Source organism: Streptomyces sp. R818, assembly GCF_056172735.1.
This window is the reverse complement of the sequence record NZ_JAOCNE010000008.1, coordinates 124666-149476: the sequence shown is the minus strand read 5'-3', so window position 1 is coordinate 149476 and position 24811 is coordinate 124666. Positions and strand designations below refer to the sequence as shown.

Sequence of the window (24811 nt, the reverse complement as noted above, 5' to 3'; positions counted from 1 at the left end):
ATCCAGGCGATGGACGCCGTCGACCTGCTGGAGCACCCCGATCCGGCTACGGCCGCCCAGCTCGCGGCCGTGGAGAACCTGCTCCGCTGTTGGGTTCGCGAGAACAACCTCACCCCTCCTCCCGTCGGCGCCCTCCGCATCGCCCTGCCCGCGAGCGGCACAGCCCTCCTCGTCCCGATCCACTACTGGTCCCTCACCGGCTGGCACCGCTTCGGCCTGCCCTACCTGGAGGACGGCCCCCAGGGCGCCCCTTGCGTGGACGCGGTCACCCTCGCCGCCCTTTTGAGCCGGGAATCCGCACCGCCGGAGGGCGCTGAGTCCGGCTCCACCGCGACCGAGGACGGGGCCACGGGCTCGGGCGAGGGCGGCGACCTCGTGGCCCGCGTAGCCGACTCCGTCCGCCGCACAACCGAGTTCATCGCCGACCGCCGTCAACACCGCGAGGACGACCCCGACCGCTTCCTCGCCGGGGAACAGGCACTGCTCCTCGGTCACCCGTTGCACCCGACGCCCAAGAGCCGCGAGGGGCTGTCCGAGACCGAAACACGCCTGTACTCACCGGAACTGCGCGGCTCCTTCTCCCTGCAGTGGATCGCCGTCGCTCCGGACGTCCTCGCCCACGACTCGGCCTGGACCGAACGCGGCCGCACCATCCCCGCTCCCCACCTCACCTCCCAACTCGCCGGACCCGGCCTCCCTCTGCCGGACGGCTACGCCGCCCTGCCTCTGCACCCCTGGCAGCTCCGCGAACTGCGGCACCGCCCGACCACCGCCGCCCTCCTGGACGCCGGCCTGCTGCGCGAACTCGGCCCGCACGGCGAGCCCTGGTTCCCCACCTCCTCCGTCCGCACCCTGTACCGGCCCGGCACCCAAGCGATGCTGAAGCTCTCCCTCGGCCTGCGGATCACCAACTCCCGGCGCGAGAATCTCCGCAAGGAACTGCGCCGAGGCGTCGAGGTCCACCGGCTGCTCCGCAACGGCCTCGCCGAGCAGTGGCGCGCCGCCCACCCCGGGTTCGACATCGTCCGCGACCCGGCCTGGCTCGCGATCGACGACGCTTCCGGCGACCCCGTCCCCGGGATCGATGTCATGATCCGCAACAACCCCTTCCGCCCTGGCGACGACGTCTCGTGCATCGCCGGTTTCGTCTCGCCCCGGCCCCCGTACGACCCGGCGGGCCAAGTGGACCGCACCCCGATGAGCTCCCGCCTCGCCGAGACCATCGCCCGCCTCACGACGCGGACCGGACGATCGCGCGGCGCCGTCGCGACCGAGTGGTTCCTGCGCTACCTGGAGCACGTGGTGCGCCCCGTGCTCTGGCTCGACAGCGAAGCCGGTGTCGCCCTCGAAGCGCACCAGCAGAACACCCTCCTCCTGCTCGACACCGACGGCTGGCCCATCGGCGGCCGCTACCGCGACAACCAGGGCTACTACTTCCGCGAGTCCCGCAGAGCCGAACTCGACAAGCGCCTCCCCGGCATCGGCGCGCTCAGCGACACCTTCGTCTCCGACGACGTCACCGACGAGCGGTTCGCCTACTACCTCGCCATCAACAACGTCTTCGGCCTCATCGGCGCCTTCGGCTCGCAACGGCTCGCCGACGAGCGTCTGTTGCTCGCCGCGTTCCGTCGCTTCCTCGTCGAGGCCGCCACCGGCGCCACCCGACTGCGCAGTCCGCTGCCGAGCCGCCTGCTGGACTCACCCGAGCTGCGCTGCAAAGCGAACCTCCTGACCCGGCTGCACGGCCTCGACGAACTCGTCGGCCCCGTCGACACCCAATCCGTCTACGTCACTCTCACCAACCCCCTCCATGTCTGAAGTCCTCGTCCACGAGCCGACCAGAAGGCCCCGCCCGTCCTACTGAACCCCGCACCACTCCCTGAGAGGAGCGCTGCCGTGCCCCCTGCTGATGCGACTACCGGCGCCGAGGCCGCCGCGGAGCCCGCCACCGCCACCGTCACCGCCGCCGGTGCCGATCCGGACGAGGCCACCGTCGCGCCGACGGACCCGGACTGCCAGGACACGCTCGACCTGCGTCTGTCCGATGAAGTGGTGGCGCTCATCGCAGAGCAGGACGGCCCGCGCGAGCAGGGAGGGAAGGGAGGGCAGGGAGGCCACGGTGCGTACGGGAGGCCCGTCGAGAGCTACGGGCGGGGCGGACAGAGCGGGCAGGCCGAACGGCATGGGCGGGACGGCCAGGACGCGCCGGGCGGGCGGCTCGGTCAGAACGGGCGGCCCCCCAAGCGCGGGGTGGGCGGCGGGCCATGGAGCGTCCCCGCCTTCACCCGCGCGCCCCGGCCCGACCTGCTCGACCACGTGGGGGAGTGGGGACCGGTCACCACTCCCTCCGGTGTCTTCCAGCTCGTCCCGGCCCGCATCGAACGGGACCTTGAGCTCATCAGTCGCTGGATGAACGACCCCGCCGTGGCCGCCTTCTGGGAACTTGCCGGCTCCGAGACCGTCACGGCGGACCATCTGCGCCCGCAGTTGGACGGCGACGGCCGCAGCGTGCCCTGTCTCGGCGTCCTCGACGGCACACCCATGAGCTATTGGGAGATCTACCGCGCCGACCTCGATCCGCTGGCCCGTCATTACCCCGCTCGTCCGCACGACACCGGGATCCACCTCCTCATCGGTGGTGTCGCCAATCGCGGCAGGGGACTCGGAACCACGCTCCTCAAAGCCGTGGCCGACCTCGTACTCGACCATCGCCCGCAGTGCGGACGCGTCGTCGCAGAACCAGACCTTCGCAACACCCCTTCCGTCTCCGCTTTCATGAGCGCCGGCTTCCGCTTCTCCGCCGAGGTGGACCTCCCCGACAAACGGGCCGCGCTCATGGTCCGTGACCGGGCCCTGCGCACCCTGCTTTGACCTGGTCACTCGTAGTACACCGCTCGACCCGATCCGGTTCCCTCGCGAGGAGTTCCCGTGCCGAAATCGCCAGTCGTTACGAACCCGGTAGAGCCGCCCGTGTTGTACGACCCGCCCGAGCTCACGCGAGAGAACTGGGACAGGGCGGGAGCGCGTCTGCTGGCGAAGTTGATCGGCGAATTCGCGTACGAGGAGATCCTCCGGCCACTGCCTGTCGACCCGGAGACGGTCACCGCCCCCGGCCACCACCCGTACACCCTGACCGTCCCCGGCCGGGACCGGGTGGAGAAGGAGACGGACCGGGACGTTCAGGGACAGCATTCGGAGACCGGCGGGGGCACGCTCCGGTTCAGGGCCCGCCGGGGCGCGTACGGCAGCTGGCAGGTGGACGCCGAAAGCATCGAGTGGTTCGCCGAACCCAGCGCGGCGGACGACGACGTGGTCACCTCCGTGGGGTCGGCCGACACTCCCGTAATCGCAGCCGTCGCGTCGGCCGTCACCCCCGCCACGTCGGCGGACGACGACGCAGCCCCGCCCCCTACCTCGGCCGCCTCCGAACGCTTCACCGACCCCCTCGTCTTCCTCCTCCGCATCAGCCACCTCATCGGCCTCGACGGCACCACCCTCGGCCACCTCATCCGCGAGCTCTCCATCACTCTCGCCGCGGACGCCCGCCTGGACCACACCGCGATGACGGCGTCCCACCTCGCCGACCTCGGGTACGCCGAACTCGAGGGCCACCAGACCGGTCACCCCTGGATCGTCCTCAACAAAGGACGGCTCGGTTTCTCGGCGACCGACACCTCTCGCTGGGCGCCGGAAGCACGGCGCCCCACGAGCCTCCCCTGGATCGCCGTGCACACCAGCCTCGCCACATACCGCGGCGCCGCCGGTCTGGAATCCGCCGAACGTCTCTACTCCCGCGAACTCGATGCGGCGACCCGCCAACTGTTCGCGGACAACCTGCGCGCACGGGGCCTGGACCCGGACACGTACCTCTACCTGCCGGTGCATCCCTGGCAGTGGGACGACACGGTGGTTCCGCTCTTCGCTCCCTCCATTGCCGCGGACGTGATCGTTCCGCTGCCTGCGGACGGCGACGTCCGACTGCCCCAGCAATCGATCCGTACGTTTCTCAACACCAGCCGCCCGGAGCGGCACACGGTCAAACTGCCGCTGTCGATTCTCAACACCCTTGTGTGGCGTGGACTTCCGACGGAGCGCACTGTCGCCGCTCCCGCCGTCACCACCTGGATGCACGGCCTCCGCGATGCGGACCCCTTCCTCAGGGACGAGTGCGGAGTCATCCTGCTGGGCGAGGTGGCATCCGTGGCGGTGCGGCATCCCTTGTACGGGGGCCTCGACGAAGTTCCCTACCAGTACAAAGAGTTGCTCGGTGCCATCTGGCGGGAGCCGGTGACCCGCTACCTCGCTCCCGGCGAGCGGGCCCGTACTCTCGCCTCCTTGTTACTCGTCGATCCCGGCGGACGCGCGTTCACGACAGAACTTATTGCGCGCTCCGGACTCGATGCGAAGACCTGGCTGCGCCACCTCTTCGCCGCGATCCTGCCGCCCCTGCTGCGCTTCCTGTACCACTACGGCACCGTGTTCTCACCGCACGGGGAGAACGCCATCATCGTCTTCGACGAGCACGACGTACCGGTGCGCCTGGCGGTCAAGGACTTCGTGGACGACGTCAATGTCAGTGGGCATCCGCTCCCGGAACTCGAGTCCATGCCGGACGACGTCCGGGCCGTACTGCTCACAGAGAGTCCCGCTTTCCTGACGCAGTTCATCCATTCCGGGCTCTTCGTCGGCGTCTTCCGCTACCTGGCGCCCCTGTGCGAGGCACAACTCAACCTTTCGGAGACGGAGTTCTGGTCCCTGGTGCGCGCCGAGATTCTCCGCCACCACGCCCGCTTCCCCGAGCTGAAGGAGCGGTACGAGATGTTCGACCTGCTCACACCCCGTATCGAGCGTTTGTGCCTCAACCGCAACCGCCTCCACCTCGACGGCTACCGCGACCGGGCCCACCGCCCGCACGCCGCCGTGCACGGCACCGTGGCCAACCCCCTCCATCAACCGTGATCGCCGGATTGTCAGTGGGTCCGTTTAGGGTGGTCGAGCTATGACGAAGCCCTCACTCCCCGAGCTCCTGCACGCCGCCGTCGCCGCCGTCGGCGGCACGGAGCGCCCTGGCCAGGTGACCATGGCCGAGACCGTCGCCAAGGCGATCGACGACGGTTCCCATCTGCTTGTCCAGGCGGGCACCGGCACCGGTAAGTCCCTCGGCTATCTGGTGCCGGCGCTGGCGCACGGGGAGCGCGTCGTGGTCGCCACGGCCACGCTGGCCCTGCAGCGCCAGCTCGTCGAGCGGGACCTGCCGCGCACGGTGGAGGCGCTGCACCCCCTGCTGCGTCGCCGCCCCACGTACGCCATGCTCAAGGGCCGGTCGAACTATCTCTGCCTGCACCGTCTCCACGAAGGCATGCCGCAGGACGAGGAGGAGGGGCTCTTCGACCAGTTCGAGGCGGCCGCGCCGACCAGCAAGCTCGGGCAGGATCTGCTGCGCATGCGGGACTGGGCGGACGAGACGGAGACGGGCGACCGGGACGACCTCACGCCCGGTGTCTCCGACCGCGCCTGGTCCCAGGTCTCGGTGTCGTCCCGGGAGTGTCTGGGCGCGTCGAAATGCGCGTACGGGCAGGAGTGCTTCGCGGAGATGTCCCGCGAGCGCGCCAAGCTCTCGGACGTCATCGTCACCAACCACGCGCTGCTCGCGATCGACGCCATCGAGGGCGCCCCGGTCCTGCCGGAGCACGAGGTCCTGATCGTGGACGAGGCGCACGAGCTGGTGTCCCGGGTGACCGGGGTCGCGACCGGCGAGCTCACGCCCGGCCAGGTCAACCGTGCCGTGCGCCGTGCCGCCAAGCTGGTGAACGAGAAGGCGGCCGACCAGCTCCAGACCGCCGCCGAGGGCTTCGAGCGGCTCATGGAGCTGGCCCTCCCCGGCCGTCTGGAGGAGATCCCCGAGGACCTCGGCTACGCGTTGATGGCGCTGCGCGACGCCGCCCGTACGGTCATCTCCGCCATCGGCGCCACCCGGGACAAGTCCGTCCAGGACGAGGACGCCGTACGCAAGCAGGCGCTCGCCTCCGTGGAGACGATCCACGATGTCGCGGAGCGGATCACGAACGGTTCGGAGTGGGACGTCGTCTGGTACGAGCGGAACGAGCCTCGCGCGGGCTCCTCGTTCCGGCAGAGCGGGGCGTCCTTGCGGGTCGCCCCCATGTCCGTATCGGGCCTGCTGCGCGAGAAGCTCTTCACCGACCGCTCGGTGACCCTGACGTCGGCGACCCTGAAGCTGGGCGGGGACTTCAACGGCGTCGGGGCTTCGCTCGGCCTCGCGCCCGAGGGCACCCAGGGCGATGATGTGCCGGTGTGGCAGGGCGTCGACGTGGGCTCGCCGTTCGACTACCCCAGGCAAGGCATCCTCTACGTCGCCAAGCACCTGGCCCGTCCTGCCCGTGAGGGCACGCGGACCGACATGATGGACGAGCTGACCGAGCTGCTCCAGGCGGCCGGCGGGAGAACGCTCGGGCTCTTCTCCTCCATGCGCGCCGCCCAGGCAGCGGCTGAGGAGCTGCGGACCCGGGTCCCCGAATATCCGATCCTGCTGCAGGGCGAGGACACCCTCGGTGAGCTGATCAAGAACTTCGCCGCAGACCCGAAGACCTGCTTGTTCGGCACGCTGTCGCTCTGGCAGGGCGTGGACGTACCGGGCACCGGCTGCCAGCTCGTCGTCATGGACAAGATCCCGTTCCCCCGGCCCGACGATCCGCTCATGAGCGCCCGCCAGAAGGCAGTCGAGGAGGCGGGCGGCAACGGCTTCATGGCGGTGGCGGCGACACATGCCGCGCTCCTCATGGCGCAGGGAGCGGGCCGACTCGTACGCGCGACAGGGGACCGCGGCGTCGTCGCCGTGCTCGACCCTCGCCTGGCGACCGCCCGCTACGGCAGCTACCTGCGGGCTTCTATGCCGGACTTCTGGTACACGACGGACCGCAACCAGGCGCGGCGCTCGCTCGCGGCGATCGACGCGGCGGCGAAGGCGGAGGGGAAGTAGCGCGGCGGGGTATGAGGCTAGCCCCGCGTCTGTCGTGACCCGGGCGGGGGCCCGCGTCCGCCGTAAACCGGAGCGACCCGCCCCGGCAGCGCCGAGCCCGGACAGCCCTGGGCCCCGGAACCGGCGCAGTTGGTTCCGGGGCCCGGTCAGGGAGAGTCAGACCCGGCGGAGGACCGCCACCACCTTGCCGAGGATCGTCGCCTCGTCACCGGGGATCGGCTGGTACGCCGCGTTGTGCGGGAGGAGCCAGACGTGGCCGTCCTCGCGCTTGAAGCGCTTGACGGTGGCCTCGCCGTCGAGCATCGCGGCCACGATGTCACCGTTCTCCGCGACGGGCTGGCGGCGGACCGTGACCCAGTCGCCGTCGCAGATCGCGGCCTCGATCATCGAGTCACCGACGACCTTGAGGACGAACAGCTCACCGTCACCGACGAGCTGCCGGGGGAGGGGGAAGACATCCTCGACCGACTCCTCGGCGAGGATCGGGCCGCCGGCGGCGATTCGGCCGACGAGCGGCACGTACGAGGCCGCCGGCTTGCCCGTCGTGTCCGTGGGCTGCGCGCTGGGCTGGTCCGAGCCCCGCACCTCGTAGGCGCGCGGGCGGTGCGGGTCGCGGCGCAGGAAGCCCTTGCGCTCGAGAGCCATCAGCTGGTGAGCCACCGACGACGTGCTGGACAGGCCGACGGCCTGGCCGATCTCCCGCATCGACGGCGGGTACCCGCGACGCTGCACCGAGTCCCGGATGACCTCGATCACACGACGCTGGCGGTCGGTGAGCCCCGAGCTGTCGGCGCGGATGCCTGGAGGTCGGCCGGGCAAGGAGCGGCCGGGCTTGGGCCCCTCCTGGGTCATGGCTGCGTCATTCACGGCATGCACCGGCTCGAGTCGTCCCTGGGCGCGGCCCTGGGCAGTGATCGTGGCACTGTCTGCGGTGGTGGTCACGTCGGTCGGCCCCTCTCGAGAATGTCTCCCTAGCTAGCCAACGGTAGTTCCTTTCGAAAGGTTGCGCCAAACACACGTTCGAGTGAAAAACCGTAGTTTGCTTGTCGTGATCACGCGCCTGGGTGTATGGCTAGCAGCCAGGAAGAGCGGCATTTCGGTTCAATCCGGTACGCTTCACCGCCGAGGCCGAGACTCGCTCTGAGGGCCGTCCCAGTCTGCCATTGGCGGCCTCGCTCACCGGGCACCGCCCCCTTCTCGCGTGCGTCGGGCCGATCCGACTCCGGGCGGAGGTCGGTCGGGGTCCGGTCGAGGGCTGTGGCCTGTGGTGTTTCCGGGCCGTGTGCGGACGACTCCGCTTTCGACGACACGCTCTAGTGCCCCAAAGGCAGCCGAACACCACATCTAGTGGTTGGATGGCATCAGCAGCCCAGGGGTTGTGGTCCCGGTGGTTTATCGGCCGAGGTCATCACCTATGCTTGGGGCTGCTTCGAGGGGCGGGAACAGCCTCTCGAGGCTAGTGAGGCGTGCCATGAGGAGGGTTGGGAGTACATGCACTGTCCCTTCTGCAGGCATCCCGACAGTCGTGTCGTCGACAGCCGCACGACCGACGACGGCACTTCGATCCGCCGACGCCGTCAGTGTCCGGACTGCTCCCGTCGTTTCACGACGGTGGAGACGTGTTCGCTGATGGTCGTCAAGCGGAGCGGGGTCACCGAACCCTTCAGCCGCACCAAGGTGATCAATGGTGTGCGCAAGGCGTGCCAGGGGCGGCCGGTGACCGAGGACGCGCTGGCTCTGCTCGGCCAGCGGGTCGAGGAAGCGGTGCGGGCCACCGGAAGTGCCGAACTGACGACCCACGACGTGGGCCTGGCCATACTGGGTCCGCTCCAAGAGCTTGATCTCGTCGCTTACCTGCGCTTCGCGTCCGTCTACCGGGCGTTCGATTCGCTGGAGGACTTCGAGTCTGCAATCGCGGAACTGAGGGAACAGGTGCTCGACACGGCGGCGTCGGGCTGCGCGGGCGGAGAGCGCGTAGAGAGTGACGGCGGGAGCGGTGGGGCCGTGGAGGTCCCCGTGCCCGCCCAAGCCGCCGACTGACCGGATCCGGTACAGCGGCGGTATCCACAGACCTGTTGCGGGCGGCATGAGCGGCGTCCGCGACACAAGACACACACCGTGCCACGGAATTTCGCGGCACTTCAGGGCGTTTTAGCCCGGTATATGGGAGGCGGCATGACAGAGACGGCGAGCGGCCCGGCACGAGGTTCCCGTACCAAGGGAACCAAGGCCACCAAGGGTCTGCGTATCGAGCGCATCCACACCACCCCCGGCGTGCACCCGTACGACGAGGTGGAATGGGCGAGCCGTGACGTCGTCATGACCAATTGGCGCGACGGCTCGATCAACTTCGAGCAGCGTGGCGTCGAGTTCCCCGAGTTCTGGTCGGTGAACGCGGTCAACATCGTCACCAGCAAGTACTTCCGGGGTGCCGTCGGCACCCCGCAGCGCGAGGTGAGCCTCAAGCAGCTCATCGACCGCATCGTGAAGACCTATCGGAAGGCCGGCGAGGACTACAAGTACTTCGCTTCCCCCGCCGACGCCGAGATCTTCGAGCACGAGCTGGCCTATGCCCTCCTGCACCAGATCTTCAGCTTCAACTCGCCGGTGTGGTTCAACGTGGGCACGCCGCAGCCCCAGCAGGTCTCCGCCTGCTTCATCCTGTCCGTCGACGACTCCATGGAGTCGATCCTCGACTGGTACAAGGAAGAGGGCATGATCTTCAAGGGCGGCTCCGGCGCCGGCCTGAACCTCTCCCGTATCCGCTCCTCCAAGGAGCTGCTCTCCTCCGGCGGCAACGCCTCGGGCCCCGTCTCCTTCATGCGCGGTGCCGACGCCTCCGCTGGAACGATCAAGTCGGGTGGCGCCACGCGCCGCGCGGCCAAGATGGTCATCCTCGACGTCGACCACCCCGACATCGAGGGCTTCATCGAGACCAAGGTGAAGGAAGAGGAGAAGATCCGCGCCCTGCGCGACGCGGGCTTCGACATGGACCTGGGCGGCGACGACATCACGTCCGTCCAGTACCAGAACGCCAACAACTCGGTCCGTGTGAACGACACGTTCATGAAGGCGGTCGAGCAGGGCGGCAAGTTCGGCCTGACGTCCCGCATGACCGGCGAGGTCATCGAGGAGGTCGACGCCAAGTCGCTCTTCCGCAAGATGGCCGAGGCCGCCTGGGCCTGCGCCGACCCCGGCATCCAGTACGACGACACCATCAACCAGTGGCACACGTGCCCGGAGTCCGGCCGCATCAACGGCTCGAACCCGTGCAGCGAGTACATGCACCTGGACAACACGTCCTGCAACCTCGCCTCGTTGAACCTGATGAAGTTCCTGAAGGACGACGGCCTCGGCCACCAGTCCTTCGACGTCGAGCGCTTCGCCAAGGTCGTCGAGCTGGTCATCACCGCGATGGACATCTCGATCTGCTTCGCGGACTTCCCGACGGACAAGATCGGCGAGAACACCCGCGCCTTCCGCCAGCTCGGCATCGGCTACGCGAACCTGGGCGCCCTGCTCATGGCGACCGGCCACGCCTACGACTCGGACGGCGGCCGCGCCCTCGCCGGCGCCATCACCTCGCTGATGACGGGTACGTCGTACAAGCGCTCGGCCGAGCTCGCCGCGGTCGTCGGCCCCTACGACGGCTACGCCAAGAACGCCACGCCGCACCAGCGCGTCATGAAGCAGCACGCCGACGCCAACACCGCGGCCGTCCGCATGGACGACCTGGACACCCCGATCTGGGCCGCCGCCACGGAAGCCTGGCAGGACGTGGTCCGCCTCGGCGAGAAGAACGGTTTCCGTAACTCGCAGGCATCCGTCATCGCCCCGACCGGCACCATCGGTCTCGCGATGTCCTGCGACACCACCGGCCTCGAGCCCGACCTCGCCCTGGTCAAGTTCAAGAAGCTGGTCGGCGGCGGCTCGATGCAGATCGTCAACGGCACCGTCCCGCAGGCCCTGCGCCGCCTGGGCTACCAGGAGGAGCAGATCGAGGCGATCGTCGCCCACATCGCCGACCACGGCAATGTGATCGACGCCCCGGGTCTGAAGACCGAGCACTACGAGGTCTTCGACTGCGCCATGGGCGAGCGTTCCATCTCCGCGATGGGCCACGTCCGCATGATGGCCGCGATCCAGCCATGGATCTCCGGCGCCCTCTCCAAGACCGTCAACCTGCCGGAGACGGCGACGGTCGAGGACGTCGAGGAGGTCTACTTCGAGGCGTGGAAGATGGGCGTCAAGGCGCTCGCCATCTACCGCGACAACTGCAAGGTCGGCCAGCCCCTCTCCGCGAAGACCAAGGAGAAGGAGAAGGCCGAGGTCACCGAGAAGACCGAGGCGGAGATCCGCAAGGCGGTCGAGAAGGTCGTCGAGTACCGCCCGGTCCGCAAGCGCCTCCCCAAGGGCCGTCCCGGCATCACCACCTCCTTCACGGTGGGCGGCGCCGAGGGCTACATGACCGCCAACTCCTACCCCGACGACGGTCTCGGTGAGGTCTTCCTGAAGATGTCCAAGCAGGGCTCGACCCTCGCGGGCATGATGGACGCCTTCTCCATCGCTGTCTCGGTGGGTCTGCAGTACGGAGTGCCGCTGGAGACGTACGTCTCGAAGTTCACGAACATGCGCTTCGAGCCGGCGGGCATGACGGACGACCCGGACGTGCGGATGGCGCAGTCGATCGTCGACTACATCTTCCGCCGCCTGGCGCTCGACTTCCTGCCCTTCGAGACCCGGTCCGCGCTCGGTATCCACTCCGCCGAGGAGCGTCAGCGTCACCTGGAGACGGGTTCCTACGAGCCCTCCGAGGACGAGGTCGACGTCGAGGGCCTCGCGCAGTCGGCGCCCGTCCAGACGGCGCAGACCGAGTCCCTGAAGGCCGTCGAGACGCCGAAGGCCGAGGCCGCCGCCGTGCAGCCCGTCCCGCAGCAGGCGCACACCAGCGCCGAGCTCGTCGAGATGCAGCTGGGCATCCAGGCCGACGCCCCGCTCTGCTTCTCCTGCGGTACGAAGATGCAGCGGGCCGGCTCCTGCTACATCTGCGAGGGCTGCGGCTCCACCAGCGGTTGCAGCTGATCGCCTGACCCGGAGGGGCGGCGGGACCAGCACGGTCCCGCCGCCCCTCCGGCGTACGCGCTACAGCTCCAGGGCGCCCATCGCGGCGGCGAACGTGGTGAGGTCACCGTCGAAGCCGTGTATCGCCTCACGGAACGACCACTCGCCGTCGGCGCCCCGGGTGAACTCGCCGAGTGTGGCCGCGGAGCTGCCCGCGACCGCCGAGAGGTCGTGCTGCGACAGATCGGTGTAATCCTTGCGGATGCGCACCGCGGTGTTCGCCACGTCGCCGAAGACCAGGGTCCGGTCCTGCCGCTCGTTCTGCTGGAGGACGACGCCGATCAGCACGCGCGCGTACGCGGGCGAGAGCCGCTCCAGTTCGAGCGTCATCACCTCGTCGAACCCGAAGCCCTGACCCGTCCTGCTGTCCCGGTCGAGGTGGATGGTCCCGTCGGGGGAGCGGCTGTCGAAGTGGACCAGATAGGCGGGGCTGCCGTGCGGGTCCTCGGCGGTGTACGTCCCGGCGACGAGATCCAGGTCGTGCGGGGGCGAGCCCAACGGGCTGGGGTCCCATTTCAGGCCGACCTCGACCCGCTCGATCCCCTTGCGGAGACTGCTCACGAACTCCCCCTCTGTGACGCGATGTTGCTTGCTACGAACACGCTACGTCCTCCCACTGACACAGCGCGGCCGGTACCGTCCGAAAACGGGTCGGTACGAGCGGCCGACGCATCGATCATTGGGGCATGACCTGGAACGCGAAAGAACTCAACATTGAGGCCTACTTGGGGCGCATCGGCTTCGCTGGCGACCTCAAGCAGGACGTGGAGACGTTGCGCGCCCTGCATCGTGCCCACCTGGCGGCGATCCCGTTCGAGAACCTGGAACTGATGCTGGGCAGGCCGGTCCTGCTTCACCTGCCCGCGGTGCAGGAGAAGCTGGTGCACAAGCGGCGGGGCGGCTACTGCTACGAACACAACCTGCTGTTCGCCGCTGTCCTGGAGCACATCGGGTTCACCGTCCGGGGCCTCGGCGCCCGAGTGCGGCTGAACACCGCGTCCCTGCGCCCGGTGACCCACATGCTGACGCGCGTGCAGGTCGACGGTGAGGAATGGCTCTGCGACGTCGGGTTCGGCGCGGCGGGGCTGCGGGAGCCGCTGCTGCTTGCCGACGGACAACAAATGACGCAAGACGCCTGGGAATTCGGTCTCGTCAAGGAGAGCGAGGGCGTCTGGGTGCTGCGCGGCAGTCGGCCCGACGACTGGCACGACGTGTACGCGTTCACTCTGGAGGAGCGCCACCCTGTCGACTACACGGTGCTGAACCACTACACGTCCAGTCATCCGCGGTCCACCTTCATCAGGCGCCCCGTGGCGCAGTACGGCACGGCGGACGCCCGCCGGATGCTCACGGGTGAGGAGTTCGTGATCGTCCACGCGGACGGCCGAGGCGACGAACGGGCCGTGCGGACAACAGAGTTGCGTACGGTGCTCGACCAGGAGTTCGGCATCGAGCTGAGCGACGACGACCTCACCGCATTGGTGCGCACGCACTACACCGGAGAGTGACCTCAGGTCACGCACCGCGCCGTACGATGGCGCGGTGCTGGTCAAGTGGATTCGCTGCGCTGTGGTGGACCGTCGGGGGTTCGAGCGGGGGCAGCGGAAATGGGCGGGGCTCCTGGGGGAGCCGGGGTTCCGGGGGCAGGGCGGGGGCTGGAGCAGAAAGCAGCCCGATGTGGCGCATGTCTTCGGTTTCTGGGAGAGCCGTGCCTTCTACGACTCCTTCATGGCACGCACCCACGACAGGCTCGCCGCGGGCCAGACGGGCACCTACCGCGACATGCAGGCAAAGCTGTTCGACCACCTTTTCGACGTGAAGACGGGCTTCGAGCCGCGCTTCACGGACGCCGACGTCGTCCGTGTCGCGCACTGCAAGGTGCACGCAGAGCGAGCGGAGCACTTCACGCTGATGCAGCAGAGGGTGTGGAACCCGGCGATGGCCGGCTCACCGGGCATGGTCCGCGGCCTCTTCGGCGAGGCGCCTGGCGACGAGTTCCTGGTCCTGTCCATGTGGCTGTCGGCCGCCGAGCACGGCAAGTACCAGGTCCAGCGGGTGGAGCGGTTGTCCGTGCGCGCCGAGACCGACCTCGACATCGAGGCCATCGACGGCGACATCGTGCAGCTCGAGCCGACCTGGACGGTGTGAACGCGCGACCACGCGCGCGTGGTCGCGCAACCGGGCGAGGCGCCTGAAGGGCACTTCGCGAGCGCCTCAGTCACTTCGAGAACACTAGAGACGCGTCACATCCGCCGGATGGAGCCCGTACGAGTGCTCGAAATCGGCCAGACCGATCTAGTGTTTGGGCATGGCACGACCGCGGCGCATCGTTCTTGTCCGACACGGCGAATCCGAAGGCAACGCCGACGACACCGTGTACGAGCGTGAGCCCGACCATGCCCTGGCGCTCACCGAGGCCGGACGGCAGCAGGCCGAGGAGACCGGCAAGGAGCTGCGGGAGCTGTTCGGCCGCGAGCGGGTGAGCGTGTACGTCTCGCCCTATCGGCGCACCCATGAGACGTTCCAGGCGTTCCGGCTCGACCCCGATCTCGTCAGGGTGCGGGAGGAGCCCCGCCTCAGGGAGCAGGACTGGGGAAACTGGCAGGACCGCGACGACGTACGGCTCCAGAAGGCGTACCGCGACGCCTACGGGCACTTCTTCTACCGCTTCGCCCAGGGCGAGTCCGGGGCGGACGTGTACGACCGCGTCGGGGCGTTCCTGGAGAGTCTGTACCGCAGCTTCGAGCATCCGGACCATCCGCCGAACGTGCTGCTCGTGACGCACGGCCTGACCATGCGACTGTTCTGTATGCGCTGGTTCCACTGGACGGTCGCGGAATTCGAGTCGCTGTCGAATCCCGGGAACGCCGAGACGCGGATGCTCGTTCTCGGGGAGAACGGGAAGTACGCGATGAACCGGCCATTCGAACAGTGGTGTGACCCCCATTCCTACGGGGCCACCGGATAGAGTGGCGGGCCGATGACCATTGACTCCTCTCCCGACAGGCGTCTGGACCGCGCCCTGTCCAGTCTGCGCGGACTGTCCGTGGGTGACGCGCTGGGATCGCAGTTCTTCGTGCCGGTGAACTACCCACTGCTCAAGCGCCGGGCGGTGCCCGACGGGCTGTGGCAGTGGACCGACGACACCGAGATGGCGTGCTCCGTGGCGGCCGTTCTGGCCGCGCACGGCCGCATCGACCAGGACGCCCTGGCCCGGTCGTTCGCCGAGCACCATGACTTCGACCGTGGGTACGGCCCCGCCGTGAACAGGCTGTTGCGCCAGGTCAGGGAGGGCGGCGACTGGCGGGTGCTGGCGTCCGCACTGTTCAAGGGCCAGGGGTCGTGGGGCAACGGGGCGGCGATGCGTATCGCCCCGCTCGGTGCCTACTACGCCGACGACCCGGAGCAGGCCACGCACCAGGCCGAGATCTCCGCGTACCCGACGCATCAGCACCGGGAGGCCGTCGTCGGCGCGATGGCGGTGGCCGCCGCCGCGGCGCTCGCGGCCGACCGGGCCGGTCCACCGACCCCGCAGGCCCTGCTCGACGGCGTGCTCGCGCTCGTACCGCGCAGCGCGGTCGAGGCGGGGCTGCGCCGGGCCAGGGACATGCTTGACTACGGCGACCCGGCGACCGTGGCCGCGGTACTCGGGTGCGGGCGGCGGACCACGGCGCACGACACCGTGCCGTTCGCCCTGTGGTCTGCCGCGCGTGGACTCCGCGACTTCGAGCAGGCCTTCTGGAGCACCGCCCAGGTCGGCGGGGACATGGACACGACGTGCGCGATCGTGGGCGGCATCGTCGCAGCGGGCGGGCGCACCCAGCCGCCCGCCGAGTGGCTGGAGCGGACCGAGGCCCTGCCGGACTGGGCGCCGACCGTAACAGTCTGACCTGCGCGGGAGCAGCGGGCGCGATAGGTGCCGACCGGGCCTCGCGGTCCGGTCGGCACGCACGATGACCGCTTGAGCGTCAGCCCGCCCCGGGCCCCGCCGCGCTCGCGGTGCCGGAGAGCGCCGCCAGATCGCTCTTGCGGACCTTGATCACCAGCAGGGCGACGGCCAGGGCGAGGACCGCCATCGCCGCTGCTGGTATGAAGGCCGTCGAGATGCCGTGTGCCAGCACCTCGTGGCTCCACGGTGCGGGCAGCTCGTGCGTCTTGGCGAACTCGGCCTTCTGCTCCGGCGAGGCATGGGCCATGAAGTCGGCCACCTGGTCCTTCGCCTCGTCACGGCTCGCCGCACCGAAGACGGTGGTCAGGATGGAGAGCCCCAGCGAACCGCCGACCTGCTGTGTCGTGTTCAGCAGGCCGGACGCCGCCCCCGCCTCGTGCGGTGCGACTCCGGAGACCGCGGTGAGCGTCACCGTGACGAAGTTCAGGCCCATGCCGAAGCCGAATATCAGCATCGGGCCGAGGACCCCGCTCACGTAGGAGCTGTCGGGGCTGATGAATGTCTGCCAGGCGAGCCCGACGACCACGAGCGCCGATCCGCCCGCCAGGAACGGCTTCGGACCGAGCACCGGCAGGAACCGCTGCGACAGACCGGCACCGAACGCGATCGCCACCGTGACCGGCAGGAAGGCGAGGCCGGCCTTGATCGGCGAGTAGCCCAGCACGTTCTGCACGAACAGCACGATGAAGAAGAACATGCCGAACATGGCCGCGGCGAGGCTCAGCATGATCACGTACGTCCCCGACCGGTTGCGGTCGACGAACATCCTCAGGGGAGTGATCGGTTCCTTCGCCCGGCTCTCGATGGCCACGAACGCCAGCAGCAGCACGACCGAGGCGCCGAACGACGCGAGGGTCAGGTTGTCCCGCCACCCCTCCTCGGCAGCGCGTATGAACCCGTACACGAGGGAGGCCATGCCGAGTGTGGACGTGAGTGCGCCGGAGATGTCGAAGCGTCCCGGGTGGCGCTCGGACTCGTTGATGAATCTGGGTGTGAGAACCGCGATGAGGATGCCGATGGGTACGTTCACGAACAGCACCCAACGCCAGTCGAGCCACTCCGTGAGCATGCCGCCGGCCAGCAGGCCGACGGCGCCGCCGCCCGCCGAGACCGCGGCGAAGACTCCGAAGGCGCGGTTCCGCTCGGGGCCTTCGGGGAACGTGGTCGTGATGAGGGCCAGTGACGTGGGTGACGCGATTGCGCCACCGACGCCCTGGAGGGCGCGCGCGGCCAGCAACTGCCAGGGTTCCTGCGCGAGCCCGCCCAGGAGGGAGGCGAAGGTGAACAGCAGGATGCCCGCCATGAAGACCCGGCGGCGACCGAGGATGTCACCCGCGCGGCCACCGAGGAGCAGCAGCCCGCCGAAGGTGAGGGTGTAGGCGCTGACGACCCAGGTGAGGTCGGTCGTAGAGAAGCTGAGGGCGTTCTGGATGTGCGGGAGCGCGATGTTCACAATCGTCGCGTCGAGGACCACCATGAGTTGACAGGCGGCGATGACGGCGAGAGCGATGCCGGGGTGCCCCTCCCGGCGGGCCCCTCCCGGCTTCTGATCGTGCGTTAACTGAGAGGTTGACACTATGGATCCCCCACGAGCGATTTAGTGAACGAGCCCGTTCACTGTCGCGTCAACGGTAGTGACTCCCCTACAGTGAACGCAACCGTTCACTGCAATTGCTGCCGTGCGTCCCGTGCCGCTCGCCCTGCTCAACGGAGAGATGACGATGGTTACTTCGCGCTGGACGGCCGATTCCGCTCAGACGGCCGCCTCCATGCGCAGGCGTGGGCCCGTGCTGGAACGGGCCATCCTGGACGCCGCGCTCGATCAGCTCAGTACGGTCGGCTGGAACGGCCTCACCATGGAGGGCGTGGCCGCCGGCGCGCAGACCGGCAAGGCCGCGGTGTACCGGCGCTGGCCCTCCAAGACGGACCTTGTCGTGGACGCCCTGCAGTCGGGGCTGCCCACACTGGAGGACGCCCCGGACCTCGGGGACGTCCGCGAGGATCTGCTGGAGCTGTGCCGCCAGATGCGGGCTGCCATGTACTCGCGCCCTGGATTCGCGATTCGCTCAGTGCTTCACGAATGTGACGCATTCACCGCCGAGCGGTTTCACGGCGTGATCGTCGAGGGTGTTGTCGAGCCCGGCGTTCAGATGATCAAAGCGGTCCTGGAGCGCGGGATCGAGCGGGGCGAGGTGCGATCTGACGCCGTGAGTGATGCCGTGTGCGACGTCATTCCCGCGCTGATGATGTACCGCTCCAAGGTGTGCGGAAGCGAATGGGAGGAGGCGGATCTGGTGGCGATGATCGACCAGGTCATGGTCCCCCTCCTCCGGCGCCACGGGGACTGAGGCCGACCGGGTGTCGAGGCGTGGTGCAGGCGGCGTACGCTGTATGCCGCCATGCCGTACGAACCACCCACCCACACCGTCGAGCGCTCCCTGCGCGCTCGCACCGGAGCCAAGATCGTCGCCGGTGTCGACGAGGTCGGCCGCGGTGCCTGGGCGGGCCCGGTCACGGTCTGTGCCGCCGTCACAGGACTGCGGCGCCCGCCGGAGGGGCTCACCGACTCCAAGCTGATCAGCCCCAAGCGCCGCGAGGAACTCGCGGAGGTGCTGGAGAGCTGGGTCACCGCACACGCCCTCGGTCACGCCTCGCACGAGGAGATTGACGGCATGGGCATGACCGCGGCGCTGCGTCTCGCCGCCACCCGCGCCCTCGAAGCGCTCCCGGTGCGGCCCGAAGCGGTGATCCTCGACGGCAAGCACGACTACCTCGGTGCGCCCTGGCAGGTCCGTACGGTGATCAAGGGGGACCGTTCCTGCATCGCTGTCGCCGCGGCGTCGGTGATTGCCAAGGTCCGCCGCGACAAAATGATGGCCGAACTGGGCACCGACCATGCACACTTCGGGTTTGCGGCCAACGCCGGATACCCGTCGCCGGTGCACCGTGCCGCGTTGGAGGAGTGGGGGCCCACCCCGCACCACCGGCTCACGTGGGCGTATCTTGATGCGCTGCCCCAGTGGCGGCACCTCAAGAAAGCCCGCAGTTGGGCGGAGGAAAGCGTTCCGGAAATCGAGGGCCAGCTCGGCTTCGACTTCTGACCATTGCCTTCGCATCGATGTGCCACCCGCTGACGCGAACCGCACCCGCGTTTGATAAATATCAGCTCATGCCTCTCATTCCCGAGGAGCCTCAGATTCACGAGAGTGCCCAGGGTCCCCGCACCGCGCCGACCCCTCGCCCTGTACCCGGCCCGCGTCCCGCGGCGCCGCCGCGACCCGGCCGCCCGGGTCCCGCAAGGCCCACACCGCCCGTGCAGCGCACCGCGCGCGAGGCGGCGCCCGCCGCCGAGCCGGGACCGAAGGCCGCCGCCGTTCCCTCGACCTCGACCGCACAGCCGCAGGTCCAGCTCATCCCGGCCTCGGCCGACGGTGCGCTGGACGCCGCGGAGGAAGCCGTCGACCTCCTGCTCGACACGGGCCGCGCGCCCGGCGACGTGCTGGTGATCACCACGGGTGACCCGCACCCGTGGGCCGCGCACGAGCTGTCGTTCGGTGAGGACGCCTACTGGGCGCAGCACGACGCGCGCGAAGACGTCTTCTACGCCGACGCCTCCGCCCTGAGCCGTGCCGCCGCGCGGCCGGTGGTCGTCGTCGCCGTGAACGGCGGCGCCGACGACGTGACCACGAAGACGCTGCCGCTCGCCCTCGGCCGGGCCGGTGCCCTGCTGATCGTGTGCGGTGACCCGCAGCGCGTGAACACGCTGCTGGGCGCCGGGGTCTGACGCGCCGCTTGCCGGCTGCCCGCACCGTCCGACGGTGTCCGGGGAGTCCGGCAGGCCGGTGCGTGCCCGCCCCGGCGGGCTTCAGCGAGCCGCCGCGCGGCGGAGCGTCTCCGTCGCGGCGCCGCCGGTCCGCGGCGTCGGCTCCGCGTCGCCGCCGAGCATGTCCGTCACGGATCCCACGCTCGGGCGACGGCCGCCGCGGCCCTCGCCGAGCACCTGCCAGCCGTCGCGCGTCATCGTGATGTACGCGCCACAGCGCAGCCCGTGCAGGGTGCAGGCGTCCCGCAGCCCCCACATCCAGGCCCCGTCCTCCTCCGTCCACCGGTTGTCGCCGTCGCGGCAGTACAGCAGGACTGCCGTACGGACCGGGGTGCGGCGGCGCAGGTCGTGCGGGATGATCCGGCGCAACTGCGCGAGCAGCGAGTTGCGGAACGCCCAGCCGTCGGTGCCGCTCTCGCGGCGGGTGAACGAGGCGCTGGCGCTCAGCCGCTCCTCCGGGTCGAGAACGGCCACCACGGCGGTCCGGGGTATCGGCCGGTGCCGCGCGTGCAGGCCGCTGACGACCTCACGCGGGCTGCGCAGCAGCGGAATACCCGCCGCCGCCCACTCCGCGGGCTCCAGCAGCCTGGTGGGACGGTCGGTGGCAGTGGCACGCATCAAGGACGCGGACATCGACGCGGCCGAGGACGGAGCGAATCCGAAGGTCACGGTCCTCCCTTCGGCTGGACGCCCGCACGCGGGCAGGGGCGGACTGGGGGAGCGCACCGCGGCACAGCCCAGCCGGGTCATGGGGGCCACGCGGGGAGCACTGCCAATTCTTCCCGCCGCGCAGGCGCACGGCAACGAGCAATTGCGGTCCGGAGCCGGTATCTGGCGATGCGTCTTCAATGTTCTTTCCCACCGCCGGGGGCTCCGACGCATCAGTCAGCCCTGCACCGCGAGGACCAGCGGCAACACCCCCGTGGCTCCGGCCCGTCGAAGCAGTCGGGCGGCCATCGCCAGCGTCCAGCCGGTCTCCGTGTAGTCGTCGACGAGGAGTACCGGGCCACCCGCGCGCGTGAGCGTCTCGCCCAGCTCGGCAGGCACCGTCAGGGTGCCCTCCAGGGCACGAAGGCGCTGCGCGCTGTTGCTGCGCGGAATGTGGGCGATGTCGCTGCCCGGCGCGTAATCGAGGCGCCCCAGAAGAGGTATGCGGCCGACCTGCGCGATGCCCGCCCCCAGCGATTCGATGAGCTGGGGCCGCGTGTGGGACGCGAGGGTGACCACGCCCACAGGGCGCGGCTGCGCGTCCGAATCCGCGCTCGCCCAACCGCCCGGCCCCTTGGCCCAGTCGGCCAGGACCTCCACGACGGCCCGCGCGACATCGTCGGGCACCGGCCCGTCGGGGGCCTGCGGCGTGAGCAGCGGGCGCAGCCTGTTTCCCCAGCCGATGTCCGAAAGCCGGCCGAGCGCCCGCCCCGTGCCCGCCTGTTCGCCCGCAGGGATGCGCCCCTTGAGGTCGATGCCGACAGCCGCGAGCCCGGTGGGCCACATCTTGCGGGGCTCCACCTCGACGCCCGGGCGCCCGAGTTCACCCCGGGCCGCGTCCAGCGCGTCCGGCGCCACGGCGGCCTCGAAGCGGGCGCCCGCGCAGTTGTCGCAGCGTCCGCACGGCGCCGCCGCGTCGTCGTCCAGCTGGCGCCGCAGAAACTCCATGCGGCAGCCGGTCGTGGTGACGTAGTCGCGCATGGCCTGCTGCTCGGCCTCACGCTGCTTCGCGACCCAGGCGTAGCGCTCGGTGTCGTAGATCCACGGTTGGCCCGTGGCGATCCAGCCGCCCTTCACCCGGTGCACGGCGCCGTCCACGTCCAGGACCTTGAGCATGGTCTCCAGGCGGGAGCGCCGCAGCTCCACCAGAGGTTCGAGAGCCGGGAGCGAGAGCGGCCCGTCGGACTGCGCGAGTACGTCCAGTGTGCGCCGCACCTGCTCCTCCGGAGGGAAGGCGAGCGAAGCGAAGTAGCGCCAGATCGCCTCGTCCTCCTTGCCCGGGAGGAGCAGTACCTCCGCGTGCTCGACACCGCGCCCCGCACGCCCCACCTGCTGGTAGTAGGCGATCGGGGAGGAGGGCGAGCCGAGGTGCACGACGAACCCGAGGTCCGGCTTGTCGAAGCCCATGCCGAGCGCGGAGGTGGCGACCAGCGCCTTCACCCGGTTCGCCAGGAGGTCCTCCTCGGCCTGCTGCCGGTCCGCGTTCTCCGTCTTGCCCGTGTAGGAGGCCACGGTGTGCCCGCACTGGCGCAGGTAGGAGGTGACCTCCTCGGCCGCAGCGACCGTGAGTGTGTAGATGATCCCCGAGCCCGGCAGCTCGTCGAGGTGCCCGGCGAGCCAGGCCAGCCGGTGCGCGGCGTCCGGCAACGCCAGCACACCGAGGCTCAGGCTCTCGCGGTCGAGCGGGCCGCGCAGCACGAGGGCGTCCGAGCCGCCGCCGGTGCCGAGCTGCTCCGCGACGTCCGCCGTCACGCGTGCGTTGGCCGTAGCCGTCGTGGCCAGGACGGGGACGCCCTGCGGCAACTCGGCGAGCATGGTGCGCAGGCGCCGGTAGTCGGGCCGGAAGTCGTGTCCCCAGTCGGAGATGCAGTGCGCCTCGTCGACCACCAGAAGGCCGGTGGCCGCCGCCAGCTGCGGCAGGACGTTGTCCCGGAAGTCAGGGTTGTTCAGCCGCTCGGGGCTGACCAGCAGCACGTCGACCTCTCCGGCCGCCACTTCGGCCCGTACGGCGTCCCACTCCTCCACGTTCGACGAATTGATCGTGCGGGCGCGGATCCCGGCCCGCGCCGCCGCCTCCACCTGGTTGCGCATCAGCGCGAGCAGCGGGGAGACGATCACGGTGGGGCCGCCGCCGCGCTCGCGCAGCAGCGCCGTCGCGACGAAGTACACCGCGGACTTGCCCCAGCCCGTGCGCTGCACGACGAGGGCGCGTCTGTGCTCTGCGACCAGGGCCTCGATCGCGCGCCACTGGTCCTCGCGCAGGCGGGCCGTCCCACTCGGGTCGGAGACCAGGCGCGCGAGTACGGCATCGGCCGCCGTCCGCAGATCTTCGTTGCTCATGCCCCTATGCAACCCGATGGGACTGACATCGCGCGAACGAGGGCGGCGACCTGTGGACAACTCATGTCGTGTCCCTGATCGAGGTTATCCACAGCCCGAAACGGAGCATGCCGATTCGCGGCATGGTCGTCCCATGACGAATCACGAGCAGCCGGCCGGTGCGACCGGCCAAGCGAAGATCACCCTGAGCACGGCCGGCGAACTCGCCGAGGCACTTCCGTACTTGCTCGGGTTCCGCCCCGACGACAGCGTCGTCCTCGTCGCCCTGCACAAGCGTCGCTTCGGCGGCCGGGTGCGCCTCGGAATTCCCGAGCGTCCCGAGGACTGGCCGTCCGTGGCACAGCAGATGGCCCACTGCCTGATCCAGGAATGTGAGCGGCGGGACGGGAAGCCGGACAGCGTCGTCGCCTTCCTCTGCCAGGACGCGTCGGTCACGGCGCCCGACTCCCCGCAGCGCGTCATGGAACGGCTGCGCCCCTTCGCCCAGCTCCTGCGCACCGCGTGCGGCTGCCTCGACGTGCCCGTCACGGAAGCGCTGTGCCTCGCGAACGGCAGGTACTGGTCCTACTGCTGCCCACGCCCCGCGTGCTGCCCGCCGGAGGGCAACCCGATCAACACGGGCGAGACGTCCGTGATGGCGGCGACAGCGGCGTACGCCGGCATCCACGTCCGCGGATCGGTGCAGGAAGTCCGGGCGCGCCTGGCCCCTCTGCAGACGGCACTCGTCGCGGAGCAGACCCGGGCGCTGGACGCGGCCGCGATGGACCTCGTGCCGAGGATCCTCGCCGGTGTCTCCCGCGAGGAGGTGGAGGCGGAGACCCTCGACCTCGCCCGCTGCGTCATGCGCCGCCTCCTGGACGCGCGCCGTGAGGACGCGGATCTGGAGGCCGACCTCAGGGACGACGAACTACTGGCCCACGACGAAGCCGCCACGCTGATCCTCGGCCTCCAGGACCGGGAGACCAGGGACCGGGCGGCCGAGTGGATGGAAGGCGCGGAAGCCGACTGCGCGCTCCGCCTGTGGAGGGCACTGGCGCGCCGTTGCGTCGGCTCCTACGGGGAGTACGCCGCGGCGCCCCTGTCCCTCGCGGGCTGGATCGCCTGGTCACTGGGCGACACCGTCGAGGCGGACCAGGCGCTCGAGATGGCCCTCACCGTCGACCCCCGCTACGTCTTCGCCCGGCTTCTCAACGCGGCGAGGGCCGACGGTGTCGACCCGGAGCCGGTACGGCGGTCGCTGCGCGGGCAGCGGGTGGGCCGGGAGCAGAGCGCCGACTCGACCTCGAAAGCGCAGGACGCGGAGTCCGCGTCGGGTGGCGACCACACCGCGGAGGAGGCGGATGCCGGGCAGGGCGGAGCTGCCGTGGACCCGGGCGTGTCCCGGGCGGCCCGTGGTCTGGAGGCCGCGCTACGGCGTCGCCCCGATCGGCGCCCACGCGCGGGGACCCGTCCCGCACGGGCCGGAGCCCGGGCACCGCGACGGCCTTCCAACAACCGCCGCGTCACCAGGCAGCGCACCCGGGACGACGGATGACCAGCGCCGTGGCGCGGGCCCGTGGTCCAGGAGGCGGGTGGTTCGCCCCACTGTGGCGTTACTTGCGGCGGGGCGACTCCGTTCATCCGGGTGTCGGCAACGGCAGCCGGACCTGGTCGGCGCGTCCAGCAGCCCGGCAGGACGCCGCCACCGTCGGCGGCCGCGCGACAAGGGAGGCGCCCGATGCGGGAGTTGCAGCGAAGGCCGGTCGTGCTCCGGGTCGTCACGGCATGGCGCGGCCGGAAGCTCAGGACGAGGTGGTGTCCAGCCGTGCGGAACGCGCAGGCGGCTGCCCTGGAAGGCGGGCGGTCGTCGTGACGGCGGACATCGCGGGACAGC

The 24811-nt window shown here is 70.0% G+C and carries 19 protein-coding genes; 14 read left to right on the top strand and 5 right to left on the bottom strand.

Annotation, left to right across the window (positions count from 1 at the left end; all coding sequences use genetic code 11):
* Positions 1 to 9: 9 nt before the first annotated feature.
* The 4 genes from N5I75_RS22895 to N5I75_RS22880 all read left to right on the top strand — a co-directional run bounded on the left by N5I75_RS22895 (position 10) and on the right by N5I75_RS22880 (position 6997).
* Positions 10 to 1818 carry an IucA/IucC family protein gene (locus tag N5I75_RS22895; protein WP_476680128.1) on the top strand — a complete coding sequence of 603 codons (1809 nt, stop codon included), beginning with the start codon at positions 10 to 12 and terminating at the stop codon, positions 1816 to 1818.
* Positions 1819 to 1896: 78 nt separating this feature from the next.
* The gene (locus N5I75_RS22890) at positions 1897 to 2871 is read left to right on the top strand and encodes a GNAT family N-acetyltransferase (protein ID WP_476680044.1); all 975 of its coding nucleotides are present in this window, start codon (positions 1897 to 1899) and stop codon (positions 2869 to 2871) included.
* 99 nt (positions 2872 to 2970) lie between these two features.
* The gene (locus tag N5I75_RS22885) at positions 2971 to 4959 is read left to right on the top strand and encodes an IucA/IucC family protein (protein ID WP_476680042.1); all 1989 of its coding nucleotides are present in this window, start codon (positions 2971 to 2973) and stop codon (positions 4957 to 4959) included.
* A gap of 40 nt (positions 4960 to 4999) precedes the next feature.
* A complete protein-coding gene (locus N5I75_RS22880) occupies positions 5000 to 6997 on the top strand; it encodes an ATP-dependent DNA helicase (protein WP_476680040.1) in 1998 nt (665 codons plus the stop codon).
* A gap of 156 nt (positions 6998 to 7153) precedes the next feature.
* Here N5I75_RS22880 and lexA read toward each other — a convergent pair whose 3' ends face one another.
* Positions 7154 to 7939: a transcriptional repressor LexA gene (lexA, locus tag N5I75_RS22875; RefSeq protein ID WP_476680038.1), complete on the bottom strand. Its 786-nt coding sequence runs from the start codon at positions 7937 to 7939 to the stop codon at positions 7154 to 7156.
* A 549-nt stretch (positions 7940 to 8488) separates the two neighbouring features.
* Here lexA and nrdR point away from each other — a divergent pair.
* Together nrdR and N5I75_RS22865 are read left to right on the top strand one after the other, a co-directional pair.
* On the top strand, positions 8489 to 9037 hold the full coding sequence (gene nrdR, locus N5I75_RS22870; RefSeq protein ID WP_476680036.1) for a transcriptional regulator NrdR: 549 nt from the start codon (positions 8489 to 8491) through the stop codon (positions 9035 to 9037).
* 135 nt (positions 9038 to 9172) lie between these two features.
* Positions 9173 to 12079: a vitamin B12-dependent ribonucleotide reductase gene (locus N5I75_RS22865; RefSeq protein ID WP_476680034.1), complete on the top strand. Its 2907-nt coding sequence runs from the start codon at positions 9173 to 9175 to the stop codon at positions 12077 to 12079.
* 60 nt (positions 12080 to 12139) lie between these two features.
* On the opposite strand, the gene N5I75_RS22860 is transcribed toward N5I75_RS22865, so the two are convergent.
* Entirely contained in the window at positions 12140 to 12679 is a 540-nt protein-coding gene (locus N5I75_RS22860; RefSeq protein WP_476680032.1) for a TerD family protein, read from the bottom strand.
* A 125-nt stretch (positions 12680 to 12804) separates the two neighbouring features.
* Between N5I75_RS22860 and N5I75_RS22855 the strand changes: the two genes are divergently transcribed.
* The 4 genes from N5I75_RS22855 (at position 12805) to N5I75_RS22840 (ending at position 16007) form a co-directional block, all read left to right on the top strand.
* Positions 12805 to 13626, top strand: coding sequence for an arylamine N-acetyltransferase family protein (locus N5I75_RS22855; RefSeq protein ID WP_476680030.1), 822 nt, complete (start codon positions 12805 to 12807; stop codon positions 13624 to 13626).
* A gap of 34 nt (positions 13627 to 13660) precedes the next feature.
* Positions 13661 to 14266, top strand: a complete 606-nt coding sequence (locus tag N5I75_RS22850) for a YdbC family protein (RefSeq protein ID WP_476680028.1) — start codon at positions 13661 to 13663, stop codon at positions 14264 to 14266.
* 160 nt (positions 14267 to 14426) lie between these two features.
* Entirely contained in the window at positions 14427 to 15086 is a 660-nt protein-coding gene (locus tag N5I75_RS22845; RefSeq protein WP_476680026.1) for a histidine phosphatase family protein, read from the top strand.
* A gap of 12 nt (positions 15087 to 15098) precedes the next feature.
* A complete protein-coding gene (locus N5I75_RS22840; RefSeq protein WP_476680024.1) occupies positions 15099 to 16007 on the top strand; it encodes an ADP-ribosylglycohydrolase family protein in 909 nt (302 codons plus the stop codon).
* Positions 16008 to 16086: 79 nt separating this feature from the next.
* On the opposite strand, the gene N5I75_RS22835 is transcribed toward N5I75_RS22840, so the two are convergent.
* On the bottom strand, positions 16087 to 17643 hold the full coding sequence (locus N5I75_RS22835; protein WP_476680022.1) for an MFS transporter: 1557 nt from the start codon (positions 17641 to 17643) through the stop codon (positions 16087 to 16089).
* 145 nt (positions 17644 to 17788) lie between these two features.
* On the opposite strand from N5I75_RS22835, the gene N5I75_RS22830 reads away from it, so the two are divergent.
* From N5I75_RS22830 to N5I75_RS22820, 3 genes are all read left to right on the top strand, one after another.
* Entirely contained in the window at positions 17789 to 18415 is a 627-nt protein-coding gene (locus N5I75_RS22830; RefSeq protein WP_476680126.1) for a TetR/AcrR family transcriptional regulator, read from the top strand.
* 51 nt (positions 18416 to 18466) lie between these two features.
* Positions 18467 to 19168 (top strand): ribonuclease HII, encoded by a 702-nt coding sequence (locus tag N5I75_RS22825; protein ID WP_476680020.1) that lies wholly within the window; start codon positions 18467 to 18469, stop codon positions 19166 to 19168.
* Positions 19169 to 19236: 68 nt separating this feature from the next.
* A complete protein-coding gene (locus N5I75_RS22820) occupies positions 19237 to 19851 on the top strand; it encodes a hypothetical protein (RefSeq protein ID WP_476680018.1) in 615 nt (204 codons plus the stop codon).
* A gap of 81 nt (positions 19852 to 19932) precedes the next feature.
* On the opposite strand, the gene N5I75_RS22815 is transcribed toward N5I75_RS22820, so the two are convergent.
* Together N5I75_RS22815 and N5I75_RS22810 are read right to left on the bottom strand one after the other, a co-directional pair.
* Positions 19933 to 20559: a hypothetical protein gene (locus N5I75_RS22815; protein ID WP_476680016.1), complete on the bottom strand. Its 627-nt coding sequence runs from the start codon at positions 20557 to 20559 to the stop codon at positions 19933 to 19935.
* A gap of 216 nt (positions 20560 to 20775) precedes the next feature.
* Positions 20776 to 22938 carry a RecQ family ATP-dependent DNA helicase gene (locus N5I75_RS22810; protein ID WP_476680014.1) on the bottom strand — a complete coding sequence of 721 codons (2163 nt, stop codon included), beginning with the start codon at positions 22936 to 22938 and terminating at the stop codon, positions 20776 to 20778.
* Between the two features lie 133 nt (positions 22939 to 23071).
* On the opposite strand from N5I75_RS22810, the gene N5I75_RS22805 reads away from it, so the two are divergent.
* A complete protein-coding gene (locus N5I75_RS22805; protein WP_476680012.1) occupies positions 23072 to 24472 on the top strand; it encodes a DUF4192 domain-containing protein in 1401 nt (466 codons plus the stop codon).
* The last annotated feature ends 339 nt before the right edge of the window (positions 24473 to 24811 follow it).